Origin of the sequence: Psychrobacter sp. Ps2, assembly GCF_022129405.1 — a bacterium.
Taxonomy (GTDB): domain Bacteria; phylum Pseudomonadota; class Gammaproteobacteria; order Pseudomonadales; family Moraxellaceae; genus Psychrobacter.
Genome location: NZ_JADQAM010000060.1, coordinates 193,037 through 210,133 on the forward strand (window position 1 = coordinate 193,037; position 17,097 = coordinate 210,133).

Below are 17,097 nucleotides of genomic sequence, written 5' to 3' on the forward strand. Positions count from 1 at the left end.
TTTTTATCTTTTATGCTTATAGTCAAAAATAATGTCTGTTCTGTATCGTGCATAGTAAAACGCGATGCCAACTCAATGTTAATAAATTGATAATGCAGTTCTTATTTTTATAAGCCCTTATCTTTTGTGAGCCACTATTATGAGCAATTTTGACACTATTCCAGTATCAATCAAGCAGCAGTTGATGAGTACGCTATGTGAACAGCTTGAAGACGCCATTTTTATACTAGACGAAAATCTACGTTATTTATCTGTTAATGCTAGTTATGAGCTTTTGATTGGCTACAAAGAAGAGTTCTTGGTTGGTCGGCCACTTGGTATTTATGCTGCTGAGTTTTTATCAGAAGAAGAGCAAGTAATTCTAAAAGATATCAAAAAAAACTTAAACGAACATGGTTTTTATGAACTTGATTTTTCGATGGCCAACCGTTATGGACAGAATATTGACTGTCATATTACTTATCGCAGAATTTATATAGATCAAATGGCTTATCATATTGGTATGCTGCGTGATATGTCTGCAGTTATTAAAGATCAAAAACAGGTCGCCCATTTACTCAACTATGATCAGCTCACAGGTCTCCCTAACCGCAAGGTATTTTTGAGTCAGACAAGTGACATGCTATTGGATAGTTACCAAGAGGTTGTCCTTGTACGCTTAAACATTGACCGTTATCGCAATCTTGCCAGCCTATTAGGGCCTGATGGTGCCAATGATTTAATAAAAAACTTTGCAGAAGGAGTCGAAAAGCTCAAACTGCATAATTTACGCTCCTTTTCTCACTTTGGGGGTGATGATTTTGCGCTATTATTTGAAGTTAAAGATGCCAATATGGTACGTCATCAGCTAGACACACTCATGCAAATGTGTGAGCGTCCCTTCTCTACTGACAAGAGCCATGCGACAGATGCAAATATCTATTACCATATTTCTGTGGGTGTGAGCTGTTTTCCAAAAGACGATAATGAAGTAACTGGTTTATTGACCAAGGCAGAAAAAGCGCTGGACTATGTCAAGCAGCACGGTGGCGATGATATTCGCTGGTACGATGAGGCCATTGAAAGCGCCACCGCTGGTAGCTTAGAGTTAGAGTCTGAGCTTAGGACTGCTACCCTTGAAGGTCAATTCGTTCCTTATTATCAGCCGAAGTTCTCATTAGAGACTGGGGCTATCACAGGTTTTGAAGCATTGGTACGTTGGCAACATCCTACTCGCGGATTGCTCAAGCCCGTTCATTTTATCAATGCCATTATCGCGCACAAGCTCTCCTTTGATTTGTTTTCGCAACTGGCCATTAAAATTGTCAAACAACTAGCCATTTGGCAACAGCAAGGGTTTCATCAACACGTCTGTATCAACGCTGATGCCGCAGAATTTAGCCACCCTGACTTCTTTGATATGGTGAGCACACTACTGACAGAGAATGACGTTGCTGCCCATCAGTTGCATATCGAAGTAACCGAGTCGTCTTTGATTCAGCGTCATGACAATGTAAAAAAACAGCTTAACTCGCTCAGAGAGCTTGGCGTACGTCTAGCGCTCGATGATTTCGGTACTGGTTATGCATCATTGAGCTACTTGCAAGAATATCCATTTGATTTTATCAAGATTGATAAGAGCTTTATCTCCAATATTGAAACCGATCGTACCCAGCACGCGATTGTAAAAGCCATTTTAGACTTAGCAGTCGCTTTAGACATGCAAGTCGTTGCTGAAGGTATCGAAACTGAGCAGCAGCGCGATGTGTTGTTAGGTATGGGTTGCAAAATTGGTCAGGGCTATTGGTTTAGCAAACCCGTGGCTGCTGATGTCGCCACTGCGATGCTGATTCAACAAAATGCTTCTGAGTAAACGCTAAGCTATTCGCTATTAATCATAAACTACTATGTTCAGACTCCTAGCATACGAGCATGTTTGATGTTTATCACGTCTATATCTGTGAAATAACTTACATGTTCGGTTCTACCAAATAGTGCTGTAATTTATACCGATGCGTTTGTCTTTATGGCGAACGCTATTTTTTTGGCTGTCGTTTTTTCATGTTAATATCGGTCATATAAAGGACTATCTGTCTTAGTAACATTAAATTTTTCATATGCTTAATGCTGCTGTTTCCTAGCGCCTAACGTCGATTGCATAACCGATGCAAGATAGGTTCATGACTTATCAGTCCTGTCACCAAACTTGTATAATCACTTATGAAAGCCTATCTTTTATAGTGAATTTGTTAGAGCACATTTAATCTCTCATTGACTCTGACAATCACCACTCTTTTCAACACTATTTTATGTAATCGATAGCATGGTTGACTTGCTTTACTGTTTATCATTTATTTAGATTTTCAGATTGGCTAGGTAAGAATAACGCACTAGAGGATAGTGCGACCATATGCTCATTATTGGCTATGATCGGTTACATTCCAAAAAGGACAGGAAGTTATGCAATACAAAGCGCCCTTACGTGATATCCAATTCGTTATGCATGAACTACTCGATAGTGAAAGCCACTACAAAACTCTGCCTGCGTTCCAAGAAGCTGACCGCGAGCTAATGGACAGCCTATTTGAAATGGCTGCAAGCTTTGCTGAAAACGAACTGTCACCATTGAACCAAAGCGGTGATGCTGAAGGCTGTAAGTTTGATAATGGTAAGGTCACCACGCCAAAAGGCTTTAAAGAAGCTTATGACGCGTATTGTGAGCTTGGCTTCCCTGCTTTATCTGCTGAAGAAGATTTTGGCGGTCAAAACATGCCGTTCTCATTATCTACTGTCATCAATGAAATGGTTGGTACGGCTAACTGGTCATTCTCTATGTACCCTGGCCTATCACATGGTGCTATTCAAACCATCGAGCATCATGGTACTGACGAGCAAAAACAAACCTATTTAGAAAAAATGGTCACTGGCGAATGGTCAGGCACCATGTGTCTTACTGAAGCGCATGCGGGTTCTGACTTAGGTATTATCCGTACCAAAGCTGAGCCTAAAGAAGATGGTAGCTATAGCATCACGGGTCAAAAGATTTTTATCTCTGCAGGTGAGCATGACCTAACTGATAACATTATCCACATTGTTTTGGCTCGTCTACCAGGCGCACCTGCTGGCACCAAAGGTATCTCATTGTTTATTGTCCCAAAAATGACGGTCAACGCAGATGGTAGCGTTGGCGAAAGCAACAATGTCGTTTGTGGCTCTATCGAACACAAAATGGGTATCAAAGCTTCTGCAACTTGTGTCATGAACTTCGATGGCGCAACGGGTTACTTGATTGGACCTGAAAACCGTGGCCTACAGTGTATGTTCACCTTTATGAACGTGGCACGTATCGGTACTGCTGTGCAAGGTTTGACTGCAGCAGAGTATGCGTTCCAAGGTTCATTGACTTATGCAAAAGACCGCTTAGCGATGCGTTCACTATCAGGTACGAAAGCACCAGAGAAAGCGGCTGACCCTATCATCGTACATCCAGCGGTTCGTAACATGCTATTGACTGAAAAAGCCTTTGCTGAAGGTGGTCGTGCGCTAGTGTATTATCTCTCACACTTTGCAGATACCGTCGCAAAAGGCGAAGGCAAAGAGTTGAAGTTTGCTGACCAAATGTTGTCACTACTGACACCAATTGCTAAAGCGTTCTTGACTGAAACAGGTCTGGAAGCTGCCAACCATGGTATTCAGGTTTATGGTGGTCATGGTTTCGTTAGTGAATGGGGTATGGAGCAGAACGTACGTGATACGCGCATTTCTTGCTTATACGAAGGTACCACAGAGATTCAAGCACTTGACTTGTTAGGCCGTAAAGTCCTAGGTTCACAAGGTAAGCTACTTGCGAACTTTGTAAACGTTATCCAAGAATTCTGTGAAGAAAACAAAGAAAATGACGAGATGGGTCAGTTCATTCGCCCACTTGCCAAGCATCTTAAAGAATGGGGCGATTTGACTGCACGCATCGGCATGCAAGCAACTGAAACGCCAGACGCTGTCGGCGGCGCTGCAGTAGACTATATGTATTTCAGTGGTTATGTCACCCTAGCCTACTTATGGGCACGTATGGCACTGGTTGCTCAGACTGCTATCGCAAACGGTACTGGCGAAAAAGCATTCTATGACGCTAAAGTTAAAACGGCTCAGTTCTACTTTGCTAAGCTATTGCCACGTACTACTACGCACGTACAGCGTATCAGCACTGGTGTAGAGCCATACATGAGCATGGACGTTGATCAGTTTGCCTTTTAATTAAAGCGCTAAACTTTGCAATCGTGTAATCCTGAGCGGCAACATACTTCGGTGTGTTGCCGCTTTGTTTTGCGTATGCTTATGACGACTATCGACATAGTTTTAACAGTAGCAACTATCTATAAGCACCGACCTATCTACCTTCTCACATTATAGTTGTCAGTGAGGTGTCTATAAGCACTTCAATAGCCGCTGCTAACTTTTGGTGTACGCACAATTCACGAAGAAATACACTCGCTCACAAGCTTATTTGTTAAACTTTGATTATTAATCGCTAAGGTTATACCAAGAGAACAGTTGATAATCTTAACAACTTCAATTTTAATTATTTGAACCAAAGGAATGTTTATGGCTGTTTATAATGCCCCTCTTAATGACATGCGCTTTATCTTAAATGACGTATTCAAAGCGCCAGAGTTTTGGCAAAACAACGAAAACTTGGCTCATGTCGACATGGAAACTGTCGATATGATTTTAGAAGAAATGGGAAAACTGTCAAAAAACATTCTACTTCCTATTAACCGTAGCGGTGATGAAGAAGGCGCAACTTTCGAAGGTGATGGCGTCGTCACGACTCCAACAGGATTCAAAGAAGCCTACAAGCAATATGCTGAATCAGGCTGGGTTGGCTTAAGCGGTAATGCTGAATACGGCGGTCAGGGCTTCCCTAAAATGGTTACCATGCTCACCGAAGAGATGGTTTTCACTGCCAACCAATCATTTGCCCTATATCCAAACCTAACTGTTGGTGCGACGCTTTGCTTAAATGCAGCTGGCTCTGAAGAGCAAAAGCAAACTTATCTAGAAAAAATGTACAATGGCGAATGGGCTGGCACCATGTGCTTGACGGAGCCGCATGCTGGTACTGATTTGGGTATTATCAAAACCAAAGCTGTGCCTAATGATGATGGTAGCTATGATATCTCTGGTACCAAAATCTTTATCACTGGTGGTGAGCATGACCTTACTGACAACATCATTCATTTGGTATTGGCAAAAACACCAAATGCACCAGAAGGCTCAAAAGGTATCTCGCTATTTGTCGTACCAAAATTCTTGGTCAATGCAAATGGTAGCTTAGGCGAGCGCAACACATTAGCGGTAGGCTCTATCGAACACAAAATGGGCATCAAAGCCTCTGCAACTTGTGTCATGAACTTTGATAATGCTAAAGGCTGGATGGTTGGCGCGGAAAACACTGGTCTATCATCAATGTTTATCATGATGAACTATGAGCGTGTCACTATGGGCTTGCAAGGCCTTGGTGGCTCTGAGCTTGCCTATCAAAATGCAGCATTATATGCCAATGACCGTGGTCAAGGCCGTAGCGATACACAGCTACAAAGCCCAGAAAAACCCGCTGATGCTATTATCCATCATGCTGACGTCCGTCGTATGCTATTGAACGCCAAAGTAAACACTGAAGCGTCGCGCTGTTTTGCGATGTATGTTGCCAAAAATCTTGATGAAGAGAAGTTTAGTACCGATCCTGAGTCAGCCAAAGCAGCTGCGGCTCGTGTTGCCCTACTGACACCGGTTGCTAAAGCGTTCCTGACTGATAAAGCACTAGAAGCCACTGTTGATTGTCAGCAAGTATTTGGTGGTCATGGCTATATCCGCGAATGGGGTATGGAGCAGATCGTTCGTGATACACGTATTGCACAGATTTATGAAGGTACCAACGGTATTCAAGCGCTTGACTTACTAGGTCGTAAAGTTGCTCGTAACAACGGTAAGTACGTCACTCACTTCTTGGGTGAGATTCGTGACTTTGTTAGCAACATGCAAGCAGATCACGCTATCAAACAAGCTACGTTAAATGCAGCAGATACCATTGAAGAGTTAACCACCACTGTGCTTAACAACATCGGTGAACGCAAAAACGAAATCAATGGCTGTGCGGTTGACTACATGCATGCGTTTGGCTACCTTGCTTACTCATACATGTTTGCGTTGATGGTAGAAGCCGCTAATGGCAAAGAAGGCGAGTTTTATACCAATAAAGCCAAGCTTGCTGACTATTTCGTTGGCCGTGTCCTACCGCGTATCGATGCTCATGCAAAAATGGTCAAAGCTGGTAGTGACCCAATGATGAACTTTGATCTTGCTTATTTCGACGTTCCTGCAAGCTAAGCTAGCTTTACAACTAACCTAAAATACCTTTATTAAAAGGACAGTCGTGTTACTGTCCTTTTTTTTGTCAAAATAACTGCTAACAAAATAATTCAATATCAATAGGCAGTTCCGATTAAAATAACGCAAGACAAGATGTCGCTCGACTACAATTGAACGATTGGTAAACATTACTCAACCACTTATACCGACTTAAATAATAAAAACGATTGAAACAACCATGATAAAGGGTGCGACGTGTCAGAATTAAAACGCATTTTACAACAGATTACCGCCTTGAGCGATGTGCCAGATCCTGCGGTACTCAAACGCTTGATTGATGAGCTACGAGTCAGTGATAAAGAACCTGCATTGGCCAACGAAAAAATTCAATCCCTTATTGATATCATACATCAGCATCCAGAATATGGAGATGGACTGTCTAGTTTTGTGCTAAAACTGATTATCCAATATCGACAAATTGCACTGTATACCGACACTGGTATCATGTCCGACCAAGGATTTTTTAACAGTTTACGCCGGTTAATTGGTCATCGGTTTTTGCCATTATTACCACAAGATGACTCTGTCGTAGAATTGGTGGGCTACTTATTTAATAAACGCTCTGATGAACGCTGGCTGGCCAATATCGAAAAGGAAAAATGGGACAAACTGGTTGAGCTGGTTCGCGTAGAAGAGAAACATTTAAATCTAGTCGCTACTGCAAAAAATAGTATTTTAAACGCCATTATTATCTTATCTTATCGCATCAGCGGTATTGGCTTGCATCCTGATTTGATGGAGTCGTATCCACAGATACTGAACTATTCCGCATCTTTTGTTGCACAAAATCAAGAAGCCGTACTCTTCGTTAATCAATATCGTCAAGCACATGAGCTTGATACCTTGACAGATATTACGCCTGAGCAAGCAGTCGATCCCGCACCTCTATTGGTTATGCTTGAACAGTGCGAAGATATCGTCGCTACCGTACGCAAGCGGATTTATAAAACTGGTATCTCTATCCGTTTGACCAATATGATGCTGCGTTTAGATCAAAGCTTGCAGCGTATGCGGATTTTGACTGAGCTGGTCACAGACGATAATCAAAAGCGAGATCGTGCTGTTATCGAACTGATACAGGCGCTCATCACTACAGCCAACCAGCGCTATAGTATTGGTTATTTGATTGATAACAATACCAAACTACTCTCTCGAAAAGTCACAGAAAATGCCAGCCGCGTCGGTGAGCATTATATTAGTACCGACAAAGCTGGCTATCAAAAGATGCTCAAAAAAGCCTCTATTGGTGGCTTTATCATTGCATTTATGGCAACTATAAAAATACTGGCGTACCACTTAGCGCTCGCACCCATGGGTCGCGCGTTCATCAACAGTATGATCTATGGTTTGGGCTTCGTATTTATTCATGTTATTCGCGGCACAGTCGCGACCAAGCAGCCAGCCATGACCGCAGCTGCGATTGCCTCTACCATTTCTGAAGGCTCTGGTAAAAAATCGCATCAGTTGACTAAGCTATCAGAATTGGTGGTCGATATCTTGCGTACCCAGTTTATCGCTATCATGGGTAACGTCATGTTAGCCGTACCCGTCGCTTTGATTATCTCTTTTGCTTGGTTGCAATATACTGGCGCGCCAATGATCGACACCGAAAAAGCAGGACACTTGCTACATGATCTCGACCCGTTCCACTCATTAGCACTTCCCCATGCTGCCATTGCTGGGGTTTACCTGTTCTTATCTGGTTTGATTGCCGGCTACTACGATAACTTGGCAGTTTATAACAACGTAGGCGCACGCATACAACGTCACAAATTATTAAAATACATATTGCCCAGCTCATGGCTTCAGCGTTTAGGCGGTTTTATAGAAGCCAACTTGGGCGCTATCATGGGTAACTTCTTATTCGGGGTGTTCTTAGGTAGTACCGCGACTATTGGCTATATCTTTGGCCTACCAATTGATATCCGTCACATTGCCTTTGCTTCAGCAAACTTGGCACACGGGCTATTCAATATATCTGCTGATGACATCAGTTGGAGCCTCATCCTGATTTCTATACTTGGCGTGGCACTTATTGGTCTGGTCAACTTGATCGTTAGCTTTTCGTTGGCACTGTTTGTCGCCCTACGTTCTAAAGAAGTTCGCTTTTTTGAATGGAGTCGCCTCACAAAGCTGGTATTTGGCCATATTATTAGTCATCCATCTGATTTTTTCTGGCCACGTGATAAGCCTATGAAATATGCGCGTATCGATAGTCAGGGTCACATGATATTTGATGATACCTCCGCACAAAAAAATGGCAAATCCATACCGAGTAATTATGTGGTAAGGCGTTTGTCTGATGTCAGAATCCTGCCTGAATCTAAACATGCTGATGCTCAACATTCCCAGACAAACACCGACATCAACTATGAAAAGCAGCCAACAGATGAGCATACGCAGCCGTATAGCTCTCCTGAAAAGGTAATGGATTTGGACGATGGTTTAGTCGATGACGAGCTAAACAGCGTTCCTTATACCGATGACATCCAATACGATAAGGTCACCAAAACGATAAGTGCGGTTGATAGCGACGTTGTTAGTGATGATCCACACCATACTGACTCTGATGACAAGCAGACTGGTGACGCAAAAACACCTTTACCAAAACCTAAAAAACCACCAAAGCTACCTAGTTAAATAGGTAGTTGCGGTGGGTTTTTGCTCGATCGACTGTTGATAATAAAGTCATTTATCATAACGTCTGTTGTGGGAAGAAGAGCGGTTCCCTAGTTAATGTTTGGCTGTAGTCCAAATTCTTTCAATAGGTATAGCTGTTCTAATTTATGACACGGCCTAGTTTATCTACATCAGCGACCATTTTAGGTATTCGATGTTCACCTTCCATTTCACTGACCATCTTTTTCGCCGTTGTAATATTTATACCAATACTGGTGACATATAGAGGGCGCTTACTTATCCCTCGCCAAACGGCATAGTCTTCTGTAATGTCATAAAAATGATTTTTAGCGATACCGATGATGGGCTTTGTATTAGCTAGGTGATCATACAGATATTTGCCTAATCCTGCTTTGCCAACACTATCCAGAAATACATAGCCGTCTATGATAATTACATCAAAAGGTTCGTCAATCTGGTTAATCAAAGCCAGTAAGCAAGGCATTTCTCGTTTATAGAACTGACCTGACTCATAAGGCGCAACGTCATTAACTTCTACAGTATATTCATTTAGAATACGTGATTGCTTAATGCCTTCGAAGCGGATACCTGCAACAGTTGCTGTAACAGCGTCGGTTTCTTGGCCTTCTTTATAATGTACGTCTAGAATTAGGTAAATCAATTTATTACTACCTTAAAATACAGATGACTTAATTTTAGTGCTTCAAACAATTAATAATTCAGTATTACGATATTGGTATCGGGCATGTGGTATTTGAGTCGATTTATTTGCTTCGCTGAAGTTATCTTATCTAAACGAACCTCTTTTAATTTTCCAAATACTTGTTTATTAAAAAAGTAATCGAAATCCTCTAAGCCATCTAGTCCATTAAGAGACATGCTTTCAATATGTTCAAAGCTGTTATTTTTGACCCATATATTGAATAAGTCTTGTATGAAGCTTTTATCTATATCTAATCGTATAGACTTGCCAAATATAAATCTCTTATAATTACTCAATATTCTATACACGTCAGGCACAGATATAGGACTTTCCATATAAGATTTTGTGATTAAGGTATTGCCTGCGACTTCAAAATAGCTAATTCTGTTCAACGGTTCAGTGTATCTTATGCCAACCTTTTCATCATTGTTTTCTCCGCAAACAGAACTATAATAATTGAAATTTATTTCAGTTGAATGTACATCGTAAGAGTGCATCACTCCATTATCGCAATAATTTAATAAAAATTCTTTTGGTTCATACGAAAGAGTATTCCAGTCAATTCGATTTTCGGATATGCCGTCTTCGTGAGTATATAACTCTAGGTTGCACCTACCTTCTACAAAGGTATAAGACATACCTTGATACAGCTTATTCTTATAGAGTTGTGGTATTCCACGAGAACCATATATATCATCAATCTCATTACAGAACTCTGTAGAATCTATTTGGATAGGCGAAGATAGTCCTCTCTGACAGGGTGATACATAAGGCCTGATAATCTCTCCATTTTTGACCTCATAAGCTTCAAGTTGATGGTCAGGTTTATCAAAGAAGATAATGCCTGTGTATAGCTTATCGCGCTGATACCATTTACCCTTCTGATACCATTTACCGTTACTTTTATTTAACAATGTTGATTTCAATCGTTGCATATTACTCATGTTAATCTTCTCTGAAAGAGGAGTTATTAATCGTACCAGTAGAAGCGGTAATGTTAGAGCGAGTTAGCTTAAGGTATACCCCAAAGGAACCAATTGTCTTACCCTTCAAACCTATTAACAGACTACTTAAAACAGGCTGATATAATGGAACCACTTATAACAGACTATTTATGGGCTCAGGCACTGTGCGCTTGAAGTTATTACCTTGCCGTCACCCAATCTATAAGCCAATAGATAATTACCCCACACACAGCCCCCGTCGAGTGCGCGCGCATGTGGCAAATCAATCTCGCCTTTTAGCGCAGCCCAATGACCAAATAGTATCTTACGAATGCGCGGTACTTGCCACTCAAACCAAGGCAAAAAATCGGTTGGCATAGCTTCCTCTAAGCCTGCTGAAAAGCTAAACTCAAGTGACCCGTCCTGCTTACACAAGCGCATACGCGTGAAGTAATTAGCAATCGCCCGCATCTTAGTAAATCCTTCGATACCTGCATGCCATTCATCCGCTTCTTTGCTATATAGATTCGGCAGCAATTGATCGAGCTGATTCAAATTACTTTGCAGCTGAGCTTCTAATTGCTGTGCGTATCCTGCAGCGGCTTCAATACTCCAATGCGGTGGAATCCCTGCATGTACTAGCACCGTGTGCTCATCAGGATAGGCTAATATCGGCTGCCTACGTAACCATTCGAGCAACTCATCACAGTCATCCGCAGCAAAGATAGGTGCCGTTTTGTCTTTATTTTTAAGCTTGGCGGCCCCGCGCCAGACTGCTATCAAATTAAGATCATGATTGCCCAATACCGTTGCCGCAGCGCCTTGCTCACACAACACTTTGACATGACGCAGCGTGTTCAATGAGTCCTCGCCGCGTGCTACCAAATCACCAGCAAACCATAACTTGTCTTGGGCAGGATCGAAATCCAGTGTCTTTAGCAATTGTAGATATGCAGCATAGCAACCCTGTAAGTCACCGATAACATACTGATGGCGAAAACTCATAACACCTCAACGATTTAAATACGATAGTTAAAGACAGCTCGATAAGAAATAAATACTTAAGTACTAGTCATAAAAATAAAGCATAAAAAACCGCCATTATAATTGACGGTTAGTAGCATGCTATTATTCATTGAAAATACATTATACGTCTAGCTGTTGTGAATGATTGCTCAGGTTCACAAAGTCTGTGACGCTTAATGTCTCAGGTCGTGCCTGTGGATCGATACCACAAGCCTCAAAATCGTCTTCGCTCAATGTCGGTAGCAACGTTGATTTTTTGAAGATAGCACGTAGCGTCTTGCGACGATGGTTGAAAGTCTCACGCACGACAATAGCAAAGTGCTCTTCATCATTTGCGACTACTGGTTTGTTGATATGCGGTGTCAGGCGGAAGACAGCACTGGTCACCTTGGGTGGTGGATTAAACGCACCGCGAGGAACGGTCAGCAAATAATCTGTATCACAGTGGTACTGCATGATGACCGATAAGCGGCCATAAGTCTTGCTGCCCACATCAGCTGTGATACGCTCAACCACTTCTTTTTGCAACATAAAATGCATATCTTGAATCACATCGGCATAGCTAAGCAAATGAAACAAGATAGGCGTTGAGATGTTATACGGTAGGTTACCCACCACGCGCAACTTACCGCGCTCTTCACTATACAGCTCACGGTAGTCCACATGCATCGCGTTGTCTTTGATAATCTCAAAGTTTGGATGGCTATTGGCACCGATACGAATACGTAAACTATCAGCCAAATCGCGATCCAGCTCCACCACGGTCATCGCATCCACTTCTGCCAATAACGGCTCGGTCAATGCGCCCATACCAGGCCCAATCTCGATCAAATTGTCATCGCGCTCTAGACGAATACTTTCGACGATTTCGCGAATGACGCTAGTATCATGCAAGAAATTTTGGCCAAAGCGCTTACGCGGCTGGTGCTTAGCAGCACGTAAGCTGTTAGAAATAGTTTGAGCATCAAATGAAGTTTTGGACATAAAAGAGTCTTAATGTATAAAAGATAAATGGGCGACAATAATGTAATGGCAGCGATACGCTGACTTTATAATGACAAATTATACCACAGCTCATAATTAGGCTGTGTTTTTGAATAATTATTATCGATAGACGAGCCATGCTTTGGAGCAACTGACTCGGTAACTTTTTACCTCTACATCCATATAATATAAACTCTGATTATGCTAAATGGCAGCATCAAACCAAGTGCTAGCAGACAGAAACAGGTCCAAAGATGGAATCCTCATAACAATTATAGCGTTAAAAATAAATCGATAATTAATTGATTTTTAACGCATCTCAGGTTTAGTAAAGCCCGACTGCATAACGCAATTGGTTATGTCTCACCTTTTGAGTTTGAAAAGCGCTATTATGATAATTTAACTCTGTCAGGTATTGCTGTCTGACTCCAGTAAAGTAAGCCAGTCTCTGATATGGTCGAGGCAGTTTAGCCCTACGCGATCGTCAGCCCGCCAGATAAATCCCCTTAGGGAATTCACATATGATCCTGAAACTTAACGTCACCCTCCATTATCGACTCTCAGAGCCAATGGATCTTTTGCTTCAGATCGAAGCTGCTGATCTTGCGGATCAACGGGTACGGTCAGCCGAGATTTGGACATCAGACGTTGCGCATTTTTCACGGGTTACCGCCGATGATGGCATAGGAGAGCGGATTTGGATTCACGCTGAAGGGGATTTTAGCTGCACTTATCTCGCAGAAATCGCCGTTGACCGTCCTGCCTTGGACATATCGGTACTGTCCCAAACGCCCCTGCATCTTTTGCCCGGAGAGACGATCAGGCATTTAATGCCGTCTCACTATTGCCCGTCAGAACAGTTCCATGCCTTCGTGGACGCCGAGTTTGGCAATCTCGCTGGCGGCGCACGGATTGCCGCGATGCGCGACTGGATCGAGTCGGCATTTAGCTATGTACCCGGATCGAGCCATGCACAAACCACCGCGCTCGACAGCTTTGCTCAACGTCAGGGCGTATGCCGCGACTTTGCGCATGTTCTCGTAACACTAGCGCGCGCGTCGTCGATACCAGCTAGGTTTGTGAGCGTTTATGCGCCCGATGTGACACCACAAGACTTTCATGCCGTGGCCGAGGTCTATCTTGAAGGGAGCTGGCACCTCATTGATCCGACTGGCATGGCAGGTGCCGACACAATGGCCCGCATCGGTGTTGGGTCCGATGCGTCCAATGTCGCGTTCTTAACCTCGTTCGGATCCATGGAATTGGTCAATCAATCGGTATCCGTAACCAGACAAGCTTAGGCTCCTGACCCTAGGCTTACGGGCCTGTGTTTAAGACAGATGCTGCCTGTCATACACGATAAAAACTTTACTAAATCGTCTTAAGCGGCTGCCTTTTTAGGTAGGCATTACTGATAATAAAATTATTAAGTACTATGTGAAAAATATCTATAAGCACTGACTTATACAGCAGGTACATCGATAAGTGACTTATCCGCCATCTCATTAGCCATATTTAGTGCTTGATATAAACTGGTCGCACTCGCACCGCCGCTTCCTGCCAAGTCTAACGCCGTACCATGATCGACAGAGGTACGAATGTAAGGCAAGCCTAAGGTTAGATTGACCGTATCGCCAAAACCGTGCGATTTTAATACTGGCAGTCCTTGGTCGTGATACATGGCAATGACCGCATCACAGTTTGCTAAATGTCTGGTAGTAAATAACGTATCCGCTGGCATTGCCTCTGAAATATTGACGCCCATATTGATAAACTCGTTGAGTACTGGATTGATAATTTCAATTTCTTCCATACCCAAATGCCCGCCCTCGCCTGCATGTGGATTGAGGCCGCAAACCAAGATACGAGGCTGCGTGAGACCAAACTTCTCTCGCATATCATCGATGACAATTTGTACCGTTTGGCGCACGTTCTCCGCGGTGATGGCAGCAGGGATGTCCTTTAATGGTAAATGCGTAGTGACAAGCGCGACTTTCATCGCTTGATTGGCCAGCATCATGACGACTTTTTTACGATCGCTTTGCTGCATAAAAAATTCAGTATGACCACTAAACATGGTGCCATCTAATAGCTTGATACCAGCATCTATCAACGCTGATTTTTGCAATGGCCCAGTGACGATGGCAGCGACTGTATTATTTATTGCCAGTTTATGAGCAATATCTAATTGCTGAGCCACCATCGCTGAGTTAGCGATATTGATTTGCCCGCAGACAACTGGTGCGGCACAAGGAATATCCAGTAGGATGAAAGCACTATCAGCGTCTATATCTTGCTGCGATATCTGATCTACCAAGTTAACATCGACGTTATCGGCATTTATATCTGTATTGATAGTATGCCAACTAGGTGTGCTTTTGAGAACGCTAGCTGCAACCAATTCCTCCGCGCGAGTTTGCATCGCTTTAGCATCAGCAGTCACCCAAATTGGTCGAGCAAAGTCTTGCAACTTACTCTCTGTTGCTAGTCCTAGTACTACGTCCATGCCAATACCCGCAGGCTCACCTGTGGTGATTAATAGCGGGCGTTTTTCTTCTGTCATAACAATAGCCTTATGTTATTCAAATTATTGATTTTATTGTATTTATAATTGATATTATAAGTTTTTATACTTAGTTATTGTATGGTATTTCTTAGTTCATGAAAAACAATCACTTCATATTTAGTGCTTTATCAAGTCTAAAAAACCACATTATGTGTTAAACTTTCGCATCTGATTGTAGCATTTACAGACAAACCTGAAACCGCGTTTTGGTACTTCTATCGTAGAGGCGCGCTATGTTTGTATTGCCCTATCATCGACATCTTTTTTCATACCCATTTTAACTCATTAGGCACTCATGGCAGAAAACGACAAAACCGACGACTTACTCAATCAGACACCGCCGCACAATATTGATATTGAAAAGGCATTGCTCGCGTCTTTGATGAGTATCGAAGAGGCGTACGACAAGATTGCCGATATTGTCACCAAAGATGACTTTTATGCTGGGCGACATCAATACATTTTTGATGCCATTGCTCATTTGGCGGCAGTGAATGAGCCTTATGATACGGTCATGGTGCACGACTGGTTAGAAGCGCAAAAGTTACTCAAAGGCGCAGGTGGAGACAGCTACTTAGCCGATATTTTGAGCCAAAGTCCGGCGACCTTGTTCAACCTGACTGCCTATGCCCAGCGTGTGCGTGAGCTCTCAACGCTGCGTCAACTAATTACCACTGGCAATGAGATGCTGACGCTTGCCTATAATCCAAAAGACCAAAGCGTTAGCGACATTCTAGACAATGTCGAAGGCAAGATATTTAGTATCAATGAGCAGCATAACAAACGTGCGGAACAGCGCGGACCTGTTGGTATCACTTCTGTCTTGACCAATGTTATCGATAAGATTCAAGAACTCAAATCCAACCCCGACGGCATGATTGGTTTGCAGACACCATTTGCTGAATTGAATAACAAAACCCAAGGCCTACAAGCGGGTGACTTGATTATTGTCGCTGCGCGTCCTTCGATGGGTAAAACCACTTTTGCGATGAACTTGGCAGAAGGGATTTTATTTAATGAAGATTTGCCAGTCGTGGTGTTTTCGATGGAGATGCCTGCGGAATCTATCGTCATGCGTCTGCTATCCTCATGGGGCGCGATTAACCAGACGCACCTGCGTTCTGGGCAAATGAATGAAGATGAATGGGCAAAGATGATGAACGCCATTCAACATTTGCAATCAAAGCATTTATATATTGATGATAGTACTGCCCTACCGCCGTCTGAGATGCGTTCTCGCTGCCGCCGTATCGCCAAAAATCATGACGGTCGCTTGGGTGCTATCGTAGTCGATTATCTTCAGCTGATGAAAGTACCCAGTCTAGATGGTAACCGTGTTGGCGAGATTTCCGAGATTTCTCGTAGTCTAAAGGCGCTCGCACGTGAGCTTGAATGTCCAGTGATTGCGTTATCACAGCTTAACCGTAGTCTAGAAAACCGTCCAAATAAACGCCCTATCATGTCGGATCTACGTGAGTCTGGTGCGATTGAGCAGGATGCCGATTTGATTATGTTCATCTATCGTGATGAGGTTTATAATGAAAACTCAGACCACAAAGGCGTGGCGGAAATCATTATTGGTAAACAGCGTAACGGCCCTATCGGTACTATTCGTTTAGGCTTTGAAGGTCAATTTACCCGCTTTATTAATCTAACGCCAGAGTACTATCAAGGCGTGAGTTTTGAGAATGATGAGTAATTAACCTTATAAAACTTAACCCTAACAAAGACTGAGCCTTATATAAACTCAGTTTCAATTATAGGTTAATGAATAATTTTACATAACCAGTTTTAATACAATAGCCAGTACCGCATCAACTCAATCG

Annotated in this window: 11 protein-coding genes; 6 read left to right on the forward strand and 5 right to left on the reverse strand. The window is 42.7% G+C overall.

Annotation, left to right across the window (positions count from 1 at the left end; all coding sequences use genetic code 11):
• Window positions 1-139: 139 nt before the first annotated feature.
• From I3254_RS11550 to I3254_RS11565, 4 genes are all read left to right on the forward strand, one after another.
• Entirely contained in the window at window positions 140-1,852 is a 1,713-nt protein-coding gene (locus I3254_RS11550; RefSeq protein WP_238052962.1) for a GGDEF domain-containing protein, read from the forward strand.
• 587 nt (window positions 1,853-2,439) lie between these two features.
• Window positions 2,440-4,233 (forward strand): acyl-CoA dehydrogenase C-terminal domain-containing protein, encoded by a 1,794-nt coding sequence (locus I3254_RS11555; RefSeq protein ID WP_201571754.1) that lies wholly within the window; start codon window positions 2,440-2,442, stop codon window positions 4,231-4,233.
• A gap of 348 nt (window positions 4,234-4,581) precedes the next feature.
• Window positions 4,582-6,366, forward strand: a complete 1,785-nt coding sequence (locus I3254_RS11560) for an acyl-CoA dehydrogenase C-terminal domain-containing protein (RefSeq protein ID WP_238052963.1) — start codon at window positions 4,582-4,584, stop codon at window positions 6,364-6,366.
• Between the two features lie 237 nt (window positions 6,367-6,603).
• Window positions 6,604-9,048, forward strand: coding sequence for a site-specific recombinase (locus tag I3254_RS11565; RefSeq protein WP_238052964.1), 2,445 nt, complete (start codon window positions 6,604-6,606; stop codon window positions 9,046-9,048).
• 139 nt (window positions 9,049-9,187) lie between these two features.
• Here I3254_RS11565 and I3254_RS11570 read toward each other — a convergent pair whose 3' ends face one another.
• The 4 genes from I3254_RS11570 to rsmA form a co-directional block, all read right to left on the reverse strand.
• A complete protein-coding gene (locus tag I3254_RS11570) occupies window positions 9,188-9,709 on the reverse strand; it encodes an endonuclease V (protein ID WP_238052965.1) in 522 nt (173 codons plus the stop codon).
• 50 nt (window positions 9,710-9,759) lie between these two features.
• On the reverse strand, window positions 9,760-10,695 hold the full coding sequence (locus tag I3254_RS11575) for a hypothetical protein (protein WP_238052966.1): 936 nt from the start codon (window positions 10,693-10,695) through the stop codon (window positions 9,760-9,762).
• Between the two features lie 168 nt (window positions 10,696-10,863).
• Window positions 10,864-11,700, reverse strand: a complete 837-nt coding sequence (locus tag I3254_RS11580; protein WP_238052967.1) for a symmetrical bis(5'-nucleosyl)-tetraphosphatase — start codon at window positions 11,698-11,700, stop codon at window positions 10,864-10,866.
• A gap of 141 nt (window positions 11,701-11,841) precedes the next feature.
• Window positions 11,842-12,705, reverse strand: coding sequence for a 16S rRNA (adenine(1518)-N(6)/adenine(1519)-N(6))-dimethyltransferase RsmA (rsmA, locus tag I3254_RS11585; RefSeq protein ID WP_102091795.1), 864 nt, complete (start codon window positions 12,703-12,705; stop codon window positions 11,842-11,844).
• Between the two features lie 521 nt (window positions 12,706-13,226).
• On the opposite strand from rsmA, the gene I3254_RS11590 reads away from it, so the two are divergent.
• Window positions 13,227-14,006 carry a transglutaminase family protein gene (locus I3254_RS11590; protein WP_238052968.1) on the forward strand — a complete coding sequence of 260 codons (780 nt, stop codon included), beginning with the start codon at window positions 13,227-13,229 and terminating at the stop codon, window positions 14,004-14,006.
• A gap of 161 nt (window positions 14,007-14,167) precedes the next feature.
• Here I3254_RS11590 and pdxA read toward each other — a convergent pair whose 3' ends face one another.
• Window positions 14,168-15,268, reverse strand: coding sequence for a 4-hydroxythreonine-4-phosphate dehydrogenase PdxA (gene pdxA / locus I3254_RS11595; RefSeq protein ID WP_238052969.1), 1,101 nt, complete (start codon window positions 15,266-15,268; stop codon window positions 14,168-14,170).
• A gap of 298 nt (window positions 15,269-15,566) precedes the next feature.
• Here pdxA and dnaB point away from each other — a divergent pair, with 298 nt between their 5' ends.
• Window positions 15,567-16,970, forward strand: coding sequence for a replicative DNA helicase (gene dnaB / locus I3254_RS11600; RefSeq protein ID WP_238052970.1), 1,404 nt, complete (start codon window positions 15,567-15,569; stop codon window positions 16,968-16,970).
• Window positions 16,971-17,097 lie beyond the last annotated feature (127 nt).